This is a genomic window from Corynebacterium variabile (assembly GCF_006539825.1).
Lineage (GTDB): Bacteria > Actinomycetota > Actinomycetes > Mycobacteriales > Mycobacteriaceae > Corynebacterium > Corynebacterium variabile.
This window is the reverse complement of the sequence record NZ_BJNT01000025.1, coordinates 44,095-56,386: the sequence shown is the minus strand read 5'-3', so window position 1 is coordinate 56,386 and position 12,292 is coordinate 44,095. Positions and strand designations below refer to the sequence as shown.

Annotated in this window: 12 protein-coding genes and 2 pseudogenes; 3 read left to right on the top strand and 11 right to left on the bottom strand. The window is 65.7% G+C overall.

The genetic code is table 11. The features are described from left to right. Nucleotides 1–86: 86 nt before the first annotated feature. The 9 genes and pseudogenes from CVA01_RS13415 to CVA01_RS15375 form a co-directional block, all read right to left on the bottom strand. Nucleotides 87–839: pseudogene (locus CVA01_RS13415) on the bottom strand (IS3 family transposase); the annotation flags it as partial. A 65-nt stretch (nucleotides 840–904) separates the two neighbouring features. Then, nucleotides 905–1,639: pseudogene (locus CVA01_RS13410) on the bottom strand (IS6 family transposase). A gap of 296 nt (nucleotides 1,640–1,935) precedes the next feature. Beyond that, complete coding sequence (locus CVA01_RS13405) at nucleotides 1,936–3,150, bottom strand: saccharopine dehydrogenase family protein (RefSeq protein ID WP_141331405.1); 1,215 nt, start codon at nucleotides 3,148–3,150, stop codon at nucleotides 1,936–1,938. A 126-nt stretch (nucleotides 3,151–3,276) separates the two neighbouring features. Further along, nucleotides 3,277–3,987: a lipocalin family protein gene (locus tag CVA01_RS13400; protein WP_141331403.1), complete on the bottom strand. Its 711-nt coding sequence runs from the start codon at nucleotides 3,985–3,987 to the stop codon at nucleotides 3,277–3,279. A gap of 153 nt (nucleotides 3,988–4,140) precedes the next feature. Beyond that, complete coding sequence (locus CVA01_RS13395; protein ID WP_141331401.1) at nucleotides 4,141–6,240, bottom strand: MMPL family transporter; 2,100 nt, start codon at nucleotides 6,238–6,240, stop codon at nucleotides 4,141–4,143. A 204-nt stretch (nucleotides 6,241–6,444) separates the two neighbouring features. After that, a complete protein-coding gene (locus tag CVA01_RS13390) occupies nucleotides 6,445–7,149 on the bottom strand; it encodes a fasciclin domain-containing protein (protein WP_141331399.1) in 705 nt (234 codons plus the stop codon). Nucleotides 7,150–7,362: 213 nt separating this feature from the next. Beyond that, nucleotides 7,363–8,352 carry an MFS transporter gene (locus tag CVA01_RS13385; protein WP_141331397.1) on the bottom strand — a complete coding sequence of 330 codons (990 nt, stop codon included), beginning with the start codon at nucleotides 8,350–8,352 and terminating at the stop codon, nucleotides 7,363–7,365. A 117-nt stretch (nucleotides 8,353–8,469) separates the two neighbouring features. Further along, the gene (locus CVA01_RS13380; protein WP_170209797.1) at nucleotides 8,470–8,721 is read right to left on the bottom strand and encodes a class III extradiol ring-cleavage dioxygenase family protein; all 252 of its coding nucleotides are present in this window, start codon (nucleotides 8,719–8,721) and stop codon (nucleotides 8,470–8,472) included. Further along, entirely contained in the window at nucleotides 8,718–8,909 is a 192-nt protein-coding gene (locus tag CVA01_RS15375) for an NAD(P)-binding domain-containing protein (RefSeq protein WP_014008632.1), read from the bottom strand. Before CVA01_RS15375 ends, CVA01_RS13380 begins: the two co-directional genes overlap by 4 nt. 72 nt (nucleotides 8,910–8,981) lie before the next feature. On the opposite strand from CVA01_RS15375, the gene CVA01_RS15370 reads away from it, so the two are divergent. Beyond that, nucleotides 8,982–9,362 carry a hypothetical protein gene (locus tag CVA01_RS15370; RefSeq protein ID WP_234946310.1) on the top strand — a complete coding sequence of 127 codons (381 nt, stop codon included), beginning with the start codon at nucleotides 8,982–8,984 and terminating at the stop codon, nucleotides 9,360–9,362. 107 nt (nucleotides 9,363–9,469) lie between these two features. Continuing rightward, nucleotides 9,470–9,997, top strand: a complete 528-nt coding sequence (locus CVA01_RS13370) for a GNAT family N-acetyltransferase (RefSeq protein ID WP_141331393.1) — start codon at nucleotides 9,470–9,472, stop codon at nucleotides 9,995–9,997. An 87-nt stretch (nucleotides 9,998–10,084) separates the two neighbouring features. On the opposite strand, the gene CVA01_RS13365 is transcribed toward CVA01_RS13370, so the two are convergent. Together CVA01_RS13365 and CVA01_RS13360 are read right to left on the bottom strand one after the other, a co-directional pair. Next, nucleotides 10,085–10,288 (bottom strand): cold-shock protein, encoded by a 204-nt coding sequence (locus tag CVA01_RS13365; protein WP_014008634.1) that lies wholly within the window; start codon nucleotides 10,286–10,288, stop codon nucleotides 10,085–10,087. 206 nt (nucleotides 10,289–10,494) lie between these two features. Then, the gene (locus tag CVA01_RS13360; RefSeq protein WP_141331391.1) at nucleotides 10,495–11,358 is read right to left on the bottom strand and encodes an endo alpha-1,4 polygalactosaminidase; all 864 of its coding nucleotides are present in this window, start codon (nucleotides 11,356–11,358) and stop codon (nucleotides 10,495–10,497) included. Nucleotides 11,359–11,524: 166 nt separating this feature from the next. Here CVA01_RS13360 and CVA01_RS13355 point away from each other — a divergent pair, with 166 nt between their 5' ends. Beyond that, on the top strand, nucleotides 11,525–12,292 hold the full coding sequence (locus tag CVA01_RS13355; protein ID WP_141331389.1) for an ABC transporter ATP-binding protein: 768 nt from the start codon (nucleotides 11,525–11,527) through the stop codon (nucleotides 12,290–12,292).

The window sequence follows — 12,292 nt, the reverse complement described above, 5'->3', positions numbered from 1 at the left end:
CCTATCGAGTTCGAGACCATCATGAACACGACCGTCGCACTGACGGCGTGACTACACCCTGTCACCTATCCGTGCAGCAGTCCCGTGCGCAGGTAGGTGATGTCTGAAATCCAGACGCGGTTGAGCCCGCCCTGGTCCCAGCCTCTCTTGACCCGGTCAGGGATCTTGTAGGTGTCCACACCGGGGATCGTGGTCACCGGAGTGAACTTCTTCGGACTGATGCCCTCCAGGCCCTGGCGCAGCATCGATGTCGCGACGGTCTTCCGGTCAACGAAGGTCCCCTCACGGGCGAGCTGGGCGTGGACTCTGGGAGCTCCGTAGACGTCATCGGACTCGGCGAAGACCTTGCGGACCTTCACATCGAGTTCGTCGCGTGCACGGCGTTGTGTGCCGGGTTCTGCGGCCTGCCGTTTCGCCCAGGCGTAGAACCCTGACCGGGACACTCCCAGGAGTCGCGCCATGCGAGTGAGCCTGGCCAGTTCGCCTTCTCCGCGGTCATCAGTTCGTACCGTTCGTCGGTCGTTGGCAAGGCTCGCGAAGAAGGCTGCTGCTTTTCCCAGGAACTCGTTGTCCTTGTGCAGCTCGGCGACCTGGCGGCGCAGGGCTTTGAGTTCGGCGCGTTCGTCCAGGGTCAGTTCCCCGGTCGGTTCGCCGGCCTCGGTGGCTCGTTCGGCGGCAACCCGCTTGCCCAACGACTGGGAACCGACACCCAGCTCCCGGGCGACTTCGGCGATCGTGCGGCCGGTGTCGATGACCAGTCGGGCAGCCTCGTGCTTGTACTCGGGGCTGAAGGTTCTCCGGGGTCGTCTGCCGGGGGTCTTCTCGGGGTGCTGTTGCAAAGTGGAGCGGGCGGTGCCTGGACGCTGATCGAGAAGGCGGTCCACAACCCTGTAGCCCTGATCTCTCAGGCGCCTGTGAAGGCCTTGGCGACGATCACCGCATCCGGGTTCGGACACCCGAAGGCGAACACCCTGCCCTGGCCTTTGCGTAGCGCGTGCATCGCCTCCATACCCTGCAGTGTCCTGTACGCCGACACCGGATTCTTGAACCCGCCACCTTTGGAACCCAGGATCCGCTTGAGCCGGCCGTGATCTCCCTCGATCACATTGTTGAGGTGTTTCACCTGCCGGTGAACTACTGTCCTCGACAGCTTATGCTCGTCGATCAGTTCCTTGATCGCTGCAGCGTAGGTGGGTGCTTTGTCGGTGCAGATGACCCGAGGACCACTGGGTTCCTCACCGTTGCGGACACGGTGACCAGTGCTACGCAGCGCTTTTCCCAAAAATCGCGTTGCTGCTGTCGTGTTGCGTCGGGTGGACATGTAGAAGTCCAGAGTCCGGCCGTCCTTGGTGACGGCCCGGTAGAGGTAGCACCACCTTCCACCTACCCGGATGTAGGTTTCATCCACTCGCCAGGAGTCGGCGAAGGCTACAGATCCTTTGCGGTACCAGCGGGTCCGTTTATCCAGTTCGGGACCGTAGTTCTGCACTCACCGGTAGATGGTGGTGTGATCCACTGGTGCACCACGTTCAGTGAGCATCTCTTCCAGGTCGCGGTAGGACACCCCGTAGCGGCAATACCAGCGCACTGCCCACAGGATGACGTCTTGAGGGTAGTACCGACCGGAGAAAATGCCCATGACCGCTGATCCTGCCGACGGCAACCCAACTTTGCAACAGCACCCGACACTGTGGGCAGGAAGCTGTTGATCACAACGCCGCGGGGATGGACGGCAGCGGCGTCCTGAGAGTCCGTCGTCTCGGCTGAAGTGGGGCGGTTTCGCCGACCTCATCGGGGCCCGCAGCCTGAGTTCAGGGGTGCGGCGAGACAGGTGCCGGTGATGAGGTCGCCGGTAAGGTGCTGTCTCTGCCCGATGAGGGCTCCATACCGCGAAAGGAAAGGTCGACCTCCTGATACAACCGAGGTTCTGGGGCATCACGGAGTGTGACTGAGCACCTCGAAAGACATTCCGGCAGCCGTCAGTCGGTCGATGAGGTTTCCTCCCATGGCCGTCGCGGTTGTGAGCTGGCCGGCGAGAGCCGGATTGTCGTCGAAGGCCAGCGACAGCGCAGATTCCGCCAGCATCTTGGCGGTCTCCGTGTAGCCCGGGTCTCCGCCTCTCACGCGGGTATGGACGGTTCTCCCCGCAGCGGTACCCACGAACTCCACGGTGAACCAGGTTCTGTCCCGACGCTCCTGTGACGGCCCTTCACCGGCGGCGATCCTCCGTGCGATTGCCCGGCGCACCGGAGCAATCTGCACCGCGGCAATGCCGACCACGAACCCGACAAGGGACGCAGGGACCGTGCGGAGCTTCTTCGCGCCTGCATTGTGCGAGTAGCTGAAGTCAGGCCCGTAGTCGTCAGCGGACGGGGCGGTGAGTGCCGATCTTGTGACGATCTGACCGTCGATCGTCGGCAGGGGGATCAACCAGGTCCCCGTAACGCGGTCACGTCGCGGGAACCCCACCGTCAACCGGGCTCGACGCCCAGCGGAAGTAGACTCGGCCCGCCGTCGCTGTGACGCCGCCTGCCACATCGGTCGTAGGCGTGACAACTGCTTCAGCGCAGAGTGCAGGGTCCCGCCGGACAAGGACGCGTTGGTCCGCACGACACCGCGAATCTCCATCGGTGCATTCGCAGGAAGATTCCTCGCGGTGTACAGCGCCCCGAGGTCATGGGGGATCGAATCGAATCCGCATGCGTGGACGAGCCGGGCTCCGGTCTTCTGCGCTGTGGCGTCATTCCCGAGGAACATCCGGTCGACGAACTCCGGCTCTCCGGTCAGGTCGACGTAGTCTGTTCCCTCTTCGGCACAGGCGGCGACCAGGGCAGCACCGTACTCCAGATACGGCCCCACCGTGGTGATGACGACTTTCGCCGACCGCGCGACCTCGGTCAATGAGGCAGGATCGGTGGAGTCGGCGTGCAGCAACCCGATGTCGGAGACATCCGGGTTGATGCCGGTCAACCTGTCCCGCACCGCCTCCAGTTTGTCGCGGTTGCGTCCCGCCAGAGCCATCCTGCCCGATTCGGGAAGGTGCTCGACCAGGTAGTCGGCGGTGAGCCCGCCGGCAAAGCCGGTCGCGCCGAACAACACGACGTCATACGGACGTTCTGGACAAGTGGGGTGGTCGTCTTTCTCTGTCATCGTGCCTTCCGGTTCTTATGGGGGACAGCCGTAGATGTGTGCAGTGCGCACAAGTCTAGGTGTGCCTGGCGACCACGGTGCTCCGTTGCCGACGACGTCGGGCAGTCGTGGCTGGGCGCGGGCCTGTCAGGAGAGGCACAGCGGCGAAGTATCCTGTCGACCCTCTGCCTGCGGCGTGGTGAGGAAAGCGCAGTTCCACCAACCGCGCTCGGCGGTAACTCTTTTCACTGTATTCCACTGCTCCGAGGTCAGAGATGGCGTTCGACTGAGAACGAATCCGGAGGATCGCTGAGGATCGCCGACAATGGCGAGTGAGTAGTCCTCCTCGAGATAGGTCACGCGGTAGTTCACCGGGCCGTCGAGTGACTGTCCGGGAATACCGTCGAAGGCAACTCTGAGCGATCCCGGATTCTCGGGTTCTTGGACGCGGGCCTGTCCGGAGATCGTCGACTGTCCGCCGGCCAACGTGCTACACGTGTTGTCCACGGAAATAGTGTCGGAGTCGATGACGCGGTAGTCTGCGGTGGTATTCGAGGTGCACTGCAAGGTGAACGGCTGAGGCACTGCAGCGACCTGGTACCACCTGCCCTGGTACTGCTGGGGGTCCAGGACCGGGACCTGGCTGAGCTCGTCGCCGCCGACCGATCCCACGGCCGTGCCCTCGGGGAGGCGCAGGTCGGAGGAACCGGCACCTACTCTTCCTCCGTCAGTGATGTCGGAACCGGGAGCAAAGTCAACGCCGGGGGCCGCCGCCGCCAGACCTGTTCCGGCGGCCAGGGAAATCGCGGACAACAGGACGTATACGGAAGCAGATCTGCTGTGTGTGAAGAACTTCATGATGACTCCTTGTGAAAAGTTTCGGGTACGAGAAAATTGTCGTAACAGCACACATTCGTCACCTGGATTCACGGGCACTTATTGCCGCGCGTCGCCGGTGGGAATGTGTTCCGGGAGCGGATACACAACGTGTGCAGTGTCAATGCGGTGAAATCACTGTCTGCCACCTGTCTTCCCGGGCCACCAGATCCGGTCGCCGAGCAGATGGGTCAGTGCCGGCACCAGGAATGACCGGACCAGGAATGTGTCGATGAGGACTCCCAGGGAAATGATGACCGCGAGTTGCACCAGGAACTGGATCGGTATGACCAGCAGCGCCGCAAAGGTGGCGGCCAGTACGATACCGGCGCTGGTGATCACACCACCGGTACCGACCAGTCCTCGGCTCACGCCGACCGCTGTGCCGTGGACCATGGATTCTTCGCGCACCCGGGTCATCAGGAAGATGTTGTAGTCGATTGCCAGCGCCACCAGGAAAACGAAGGCGTACAAAGGCACCGACGGGTCCGAGCCGTTGAATCCGAACAGCGAGAAAAGAACCGCGCCGGTACCCAGTGCCGTCCCGAAGCTCAGCACAGTGGTCGCCAGTAGGACCAGTGGTGCCACCACGGCCCGCAGCAGCAGTGCAAGCATCACCGTGATGACCAACAGCACGACCGGGATGATCGTGGCACGGTCGGCGACCGAGGTTTCCCTGGTGTCCAACTCCGTGGCAGTCGTCCCGCCGACCATGGCACCGAGGTCGCCCACACGGTCCCGGATCTCCTGCACAGTGTCTTCCGCCGCACCGGAGTACGGGGAATCGGTGAGTGTCACCTCCAGCAGCACATCGCCGTCGACCACGGAAGCGTCGGTCTCCGGTCCCGGGGCCACGGCTGCCACACCGCCGAGTGCCCCGACTGAGGTCCGGACCACGTCACTGTTCTCCTCGGGGGCCAGAACATACGTCGGCGCGCCCGAGCCGGCCGGGAAATGTCGGTCAAGAACCGCCTGTCCGTCCCGGGCGTCGCTCTGGCCGATGACGTAGTCACTGGTCGGCACCCCGTCAGCGTCCAGTGTGATCAGGCCGGCGCACCCGGCGACGAGCACCAGGCCGACGCCGACGGCGATCCGGCGGGGAGCACGGGCGACGAGTGCTGCAACACGGTCCCAGATTCCGCTGTGAGCCGGACCCGGGGAGTCCTCCTGTTCCGCAGTCGTGTGGGGAATCCTCGGCCAGAAGACCCGTCTGCCGCACAGGGCGAGCACGGCGGGAAGGAATGTCAGCGAGGTGAAGAACGCTGCGGCAATGCCGACAGCCGCCACCGGCCCCAGTCCGGCATTCGAGGCCAGGTCCGACAGGAGCAGACAGAGCAGTCCCGCGATCACCGTGGCCGCGGAGGCCAGTACAGGCTGCCAGGTGCCCCGGAGAGCCGCAACGGTGGCGGACCAGCTGTTGTCGTGGCGACCGAGTTCTTCCCGGTACCGGGCGGTGTACAGCAGTCCGTAGTCTGTTGCTGCACCGATGACCAGGATGAACAGGATGCCCTGGATCTGCCCGTTGATCATCACGGCCCCGGCTCTCGCCAATGCCACATTGACGAGCACCGCCGCGCACAGCGCCACCATGGAACTCAGCAGGACGATCAGCGGCAGGAACGGGGAACGGTACACCAGTACGAGGACGACCAGTACCGCGGCAACGGCGACGAGCAGCAGCAGGCCGTCGATTCCGGCGAACGCCGCCGACAGGTCGGCACTGAATCCGGCGGGTCCGGTGACCTGTGCCTGCAGGCCGTCCGGTAGTTCGGAGTCCAGGGTGCCCTGGAGTGCAGCGACAGTGTCCGCCGGTGCGGCGTCCTCCGGTGGTGACACGATGATCTGTACCGCCTCCCCGTCGTCGGACGGCACCGGAGGACTGACCTCGGTCGCTGCGGTACCGGTGGTGCCGGCCGCACCGTCTACGGTGGTTGAGAGCTGCTCAGGCAGATTTCGTAGCTCTGCCGGATCGACCCGGTCCCCGTCAGACTCTGCGGTGACGACCACGATCGCCGGGGCGGAACCGGAGTCCTGGAAATCCCCGAGTCGGTCGCTGACTTTCGTCGATTCAGCGGATTCCGGGAGGAACGAGGACTGGTCGTTGGTGGCCACCTCGCTGATCTCACCGAACTTCGGACCGCCGACGGCGGCGACGCCCAGCCACATCAGGATGAGCGACGCGGCAACTGCCCTCCTCCAGAAGGTGCGGGAACCGGCGGGTGGAGCGTACGGCATGATGGACTCGCTTCACTTGATGTCAGTATGTGCCGGAGAAAGCCAGAACTCCCCGGAGCCGGGACTCACGGGCGGGCCGGACGGCACGGTGGACGGTCAATGACCGCTGCCGGCCGCGTTGTGCTGTCACAGCGGTAGGGGTTGTGCATCAGGGCGTGGTGTTCCTGAACAGCATTGACTTCTCTGACCGGGGCTGTCGTGGAATCATTTGTCCGAACCACTGTCGTCGGACTGACCGTCGCCGGACGGCATGAGCACGCCGTCGATAGCGTGGATGACCCCGTTGGAAGCCTTCACATCCGTCGCGGTGACTGTGGCGCGGTTGCCGGTGCCGTCCACAAGGTAGACCTTGTCTCCGTCAACTTCGACGGTGAGATCTTCTCCGAGCACGGTGGTGACAGTCTCCCCGTCCATACCGGCGATATCCTCGGCCATGACCGCGCCGTCCACAACGTGGTACTTGAGGATGTCGGCGAGATCACCGGTCGGGTCAGCGAGGAGATCGTCGAGTGCGCCGGCCGGCAGCGTACTGAATGCTTCGTCCGTGGGGGCGAAGACGGTGAACGGTCCGCCACCGCGGAGCGTGTCCTCCAGTCCGGCGGCCTGCACTGCCGTGATCAGTGTGGTGAACTCGCCGGTAGTGCCTGCAGTGTCAACGATGTCAGTCTCCATCCCCTCCTCGCCGTCTTCGGGGGTGCTGGTCTCGCCGGCCCCGGCAGACTCGGTGGACTCAGTGACCCCGGTGGTGGCTGTGGAATTGTCGTCACTGTCATCGCTGCAGGCGCCGAGAGAGAGCGCGAGGGCAACCGCTCCGGCTGCGGCAAGGTACTTCTTCATGGTCTTCTCCGTCTGGTAGGGCCGGGCGGGATACCCGGTGATGTACGAGAGAACTCCGTCACGCAGAGCCACGGTCGGGCTAGGTACGGTTTCATCCGCTAAATCACTAACCTAGTTAGTTAATATTGTTCAGTCAAGACCTGGTGTGGAACGGGCCCGGGCAGGTCAACGTGTCTTCATGGTGCCGCCGCTGACGGGTTCGCTCTCACCCCCAGCGGGCGACGTCCAGCGTCTTCTCCCTGGACCTGCCCGGGGAGAAACTCACAGTGATGTGCGGCATCGCGCTCACTGTACTGACAGCGGCTGCTCCTGACCGGGCAGGTCAGCATGGTCGGCGCCCCCACGGGTCTCGAGCCGGGCCTGACGGTGATGCGGGACGAGGAGGACCACGAGTGCCCCGGCGACCGCGGCGAGCGCGCCGACGAGGAAGCAGAGCCGGAAGGCGGTCGCATCCGGAATTACCGTGCCGCCCAGGTCGATGGCGCTGCTGGTCAGGATCGCCGCCATCACGGCTCCGGCGACGGTGGTGCCCACCGACCGCATGAGAGCGTTGACGCCGACACCCGAAGCGGCGTCGGCCGCGGGGGTGCTGCCCATTGTCAGCGTGGGCATCGCCGCGTAGGCGACACCGACTCCGGAGCGCGCGACGATGCTGGCGACCATGAGCTGCCACGGAGCGTCCATGAGGAGCACCGCGACGAGGTAGCCGGCGGAGACGATGACAGCACCGACGGACAGGGTTACCCGGGCGCCGAACCGGGTGATCATGGTGCTGGATACCGGGGAGAACAGCATCATCATCAGGCCGCCGGGCGCCATCCAGAGCCCGGCCGCGAGGATGGACTGGCCCAGTCCGTAGCCGGTGGCCTCCGGAATCTGCAGCAGCTGCGGGACCACGATGGACTGTGCCGTCATGCCGAATCCGATGAGGACCGCGGCGATGTTGGTGAGGAGGATCGGCCGGTGTGCGCTGGTGCGTTGATCGACCAGCGGCGAGGTGACACGCAGCTCGTACCAGCCCCAGAACAGCAGGACGACGAGCCTGCCGAGGATGCAGGCCACGGTCGTGCCCGAGGTCCAGCCCCATTCGGACCCCTTGCTCACTCCGATGAGGGCGCTGCCTATGCCGACGGCCAGGCCGATGACCGCGACGAGCAGTCCGGCGATGAAGGGGAAGCGCGACCGGGAGAACGCGGCATTCTTGGTGGCTACGTCGGTGGCCGCCTCCGAGGAGTCGTCATCGTTGCTGGTGAGGGTGGTTGTCGGAGAGGTCATGGATCCTTCCGGGGTCCGTGATCGTGGTAGGGGAGATGGTTGACGGGTCAACCGCCGGTGAGTGCAACCGGACCGGCCCGCCCACCTGCACCCCCTTGTGACGCGACTAACATCACCTCAGTACAGCGCGAAGGACCTCCGCGAGAACCCGACCGCGTAGCCGTCCACCCCGTCGACCAGCTTGCCTGTCCGCCCGTCGCCCGCGCCCAGTGCGATGAACAGTGGCAGGAAGTGGTCCGCTGTCGGGTGTGTGTAAGGCATACCCGGGGCCAGCGTCCGGAAGTTCGCCAGCGTGTCGAGGTCGCCCCGCTGGATGGCTTCCAGTGCCCAGGCGTCGAAGGCCGCCGCGGGAGCTGCCGAGGTGGTCACTTCACGACCGCGAAGCCGTTGGTCCAGGAGATCTGCCCGGCGGCGGCGAGGCCCATCTGCAGCAGGGCCGTGGCCTCGAGCTCGCGGGCGCGGGAAAGGGCGCCGGCGTCGAGGACGCGTAGGCCACCGGCGGTGACGGTGGCGGAGAAGGTCTCCTTGGCGGCCGCGTCGTCACCGGCGACGAGCACGGTGGTCGGCTCGGAGCCGTTGGCCTTCGCGGCGAGCGTGGCGGCGAAGTTGACGTTGAATGCCTTGAGGACGTGGGCCTCCGGCAGCAGCGCGGCGAGCTCGGCGGTGGCGGAGGAGTCGGCGGCGGGGAGGAGGTGAAGGTGGCGAAGTCGAGCGGGTTGGTGATGTCGACGACAGTCTTCCCGGCGAGCTGTGCGCCGAAGGTGCCGGCGATACCGGACAGTGCCTGGTACGGCACGGCGAGGACGACGATCTCGCCGGTGACGGTGGTGTCGGCGCCGGCGCTGGAGTCGAGGACCTGGACCTCGGAGCCTGCGTCGCGGAAGATCCCCGCGATGGCGGAGCCCATGTTGCCCTTGCCGAAGACGGTGACGGTGGAAGCGGTGGTGGTCATGATGGTGAGTGTCCTTAGTGGGGTGTTCAGGCCCCGTGATCCGATGATCTCAATATAGTTGACACGTCAACTACTTATAAGAGTCGTTGTCGCGACCTGCCTCACCATCGTGCCGCAGTCGCGCCGCCCCTGCAGGAGACCACCACGTCACCTACCGTGGCACCCATGGAGCCGATCCGCACCGACCGCCTCACCCTGCGCACCTACCTCCCCGGCGACGAGGAATGGATGCACGACCTCTACTCCCGCCCCGAGGTCACCGCACTGCTCCTCGACGAGCCGTGGAACCGGGAGTACACCCTCAACCGGCTCGGCGACCGGCTGATGAAGACCGACCTGCTCGGTCCCACCGGCACGCTCGCCCTGGTCATCGAGTACGGGGGGACGCCTGTCGGTGACGTCATGATCTGGACCACCACCTACGGCAACGCCGAGATGGGCTGGGTTCTCGACCCGGACGCCGGTGGCAGGGGCATCGCCTCCGAGGCGGTCACAGCCGTCATCGACCATGCCTTCGGCCGTGGCCTGCACCGCGTCGTCGCCCAGATGGACGCCCGCAACGCCGCCTCCGCGAAGCTCGCGACCAGGGTCGGCATGACGCAGGAGGCGCACTTCCGCGCCAACTGGTGGAGCAAGGGGGAGTGGACGGACACCCTCGTCTTCGCGGTGCTGCCGGACGATGTGGACGCCTGATCAACTCTCAGGCATGGGGAAACCCCCGGTACCCGAAGAATCGGGTGCCGGGGGTTTCCGCTCGACCGTGATGCGGTCGATGTGCTACTAGAGGACGGTGACGTCCGCAGCGGCCGGGCCCTTGGCGCCGGCCTCGACCTCGAAGGAGACCTTCTGGTCCTCTTCGAGGCTGCGGAAACCGCTGCTCTGGATGGCGGAGTAGTGGACGAAGATGTCGGAGGATCCGTCGTCCGGAGCGATGAAGCCGAAGCCCTTTTCAGCGTTGAACCACTTGACGGTACCGGTGCTCATATTGTTTCCCTTCTTAGTGTGCTGCCGATGACGACTGTCACCTGCAGGGTCGACCGAATGCTCCGTGAGGAACCAGTTCGTGTCCTAGTACGACAACTCCCGCGAACTTGATTCCTTCCGCGAGCGGAAGGGAAAAACTACTCAGAAACTGCAACTGACGCTCAACGGTACGTGTCGGGTATCTCCACGTCAAGCCGCCGACAGGCTCAGCAGCGGTCGAAGGCGTAGTCCGGCTCCTCCGGGGTGACCAGACCGAGATCCCGACGCACCGTCTGTTCCGGCAGGTCACCGGACCGGCAGAGCCCGGTGAACTCCGTGGCGTCCGCGTATTCGATGTCCAGCACCGTGTCGTAGACGGCGGTGTATTCCGCGCATTCCCCGTAGGCACCGCAGTCCTCGGCGACCGCGAACCCGAAGCCGGCGTCCTTTCCCTCCCCGGCCAGCTCCGGGGCGTTCTTCTGGGCGGACGCCAGCCCCGCGTCGCGTGCGACGTCCGTCAACAGTCGGGCGAGCGCGAGGTTGTCCGTAGGTGTCAGCCCAGGCGTCAGCCCCGGTGCCCGCTCCGTGCCCGCGTCCCCTGAACGCAGGGACGAGTCGAGGTTGTCGAATTCCACCGCGTCGAATCCGGCGTCCGCGCAGCCCCTGATCTCCGGGGCCAGACGGTCGGCGATCTCCGCGCGCCGGACAGCGCTGGACGTGTCCAGCAGGAACTCGTCGGGCCAGTCCGGGTCGGCGACCGGGGCTCCCGACGCATTCCGCAGCAGCAGGTCGCCCCAGGAATCGGCTGTGCCGGGCTGGGACTGGAAGGCGTTGAGGTAGCAGACGGAGTACACGCCCTCGACCGGGTCCGCCGAGGCGTCGCGGACCACGACAGTCGTCCCCGCCGGGGGTTCGTAGGCCCCGCCGAGCTGGTAGTCGATCCCGCCCGACGGCGGCAGGGAAGGACCACCTGTACCGCCTGCGCCGTCGGCGTCCTCCGCAGAACAGGAGGACGCCGCGACGACCAGGCACACCGCCGCGGCAGCGGCGGCCAGAACCGTCGGGGTCCTGACGGTGGCGGGGCAGGTCATGGTCACCCTGCAAGGATACGGCCGGTGCGGGGTGGGGGAACCCAGGGTCGGCAACTCAGGGTCACAAATAGGGGTCTTCCCGGAGGCGCACCCCCGCCCCCGGGCCTTACGGTGGATACATGACCACGGGCGGACGCGCCCTCCAGACCTCACGAGAGGATCGATCATGCCCACCGCAACTACCGCCGACAACACCAGCAGCACCGATACCGCCGCCGCCCGCGCGGACGCCCTCACCAAGATCTACGGCTCCGGGGACACGAAGGTCACCGCCCTCGACAACGTCTCCGTCTCCTTCGCCGCCGGTGAGTTCACCGCCATCATGGGCCCGTCCGGCTCCGGAAAGTCCACCCTCATGCACTGCATGGCCGGGCTGGACACCCCCACCTCCGGCTCCGCCTGGCTGGGGACCACCGACCTGGCGTCCCTGAAAGACAAGGAGCTGACGAAGACCCGCCGCGACCGGCTCGGCTTCATCTTCCAGTCCTTCAACCTCGTGCCGACCCTCACGGCCGAGGAGAACATCACCCTGCCCACCGACATCGCCGGCCGGAAGGTCGACCGCGCCTGGTTCGACGAGGTCACCGGCCGTCTCGGGCTCACCGACCGGCTGTCCCACCGCCCCGCCGAGCTCTCCGGCGGCCAGCAGCAGCGCGTGGCCTGTGCCCGCGCCCTCGTCTCCCGTCCCGAGATCATCTTCGGCGACGAGCCCACCGGCAACCTCGACTCGAACTCGTCCGCGGAAGTCCTCGCCATCCTGCGCGCCTCCGTCGACCGCGACGGCCAGACCGTCGTCATCGTCACCCATGACGCCAAGGCGGCGGCCTACGCCGACCGCATCCTCTTCCTCGCCGACGGCCGGATCGTCGAAGAACTGCGTCAGCCCACCGTCGAATCCATTCTCTCCGTGATGTCCCGCATCGAGGAGTTGTGA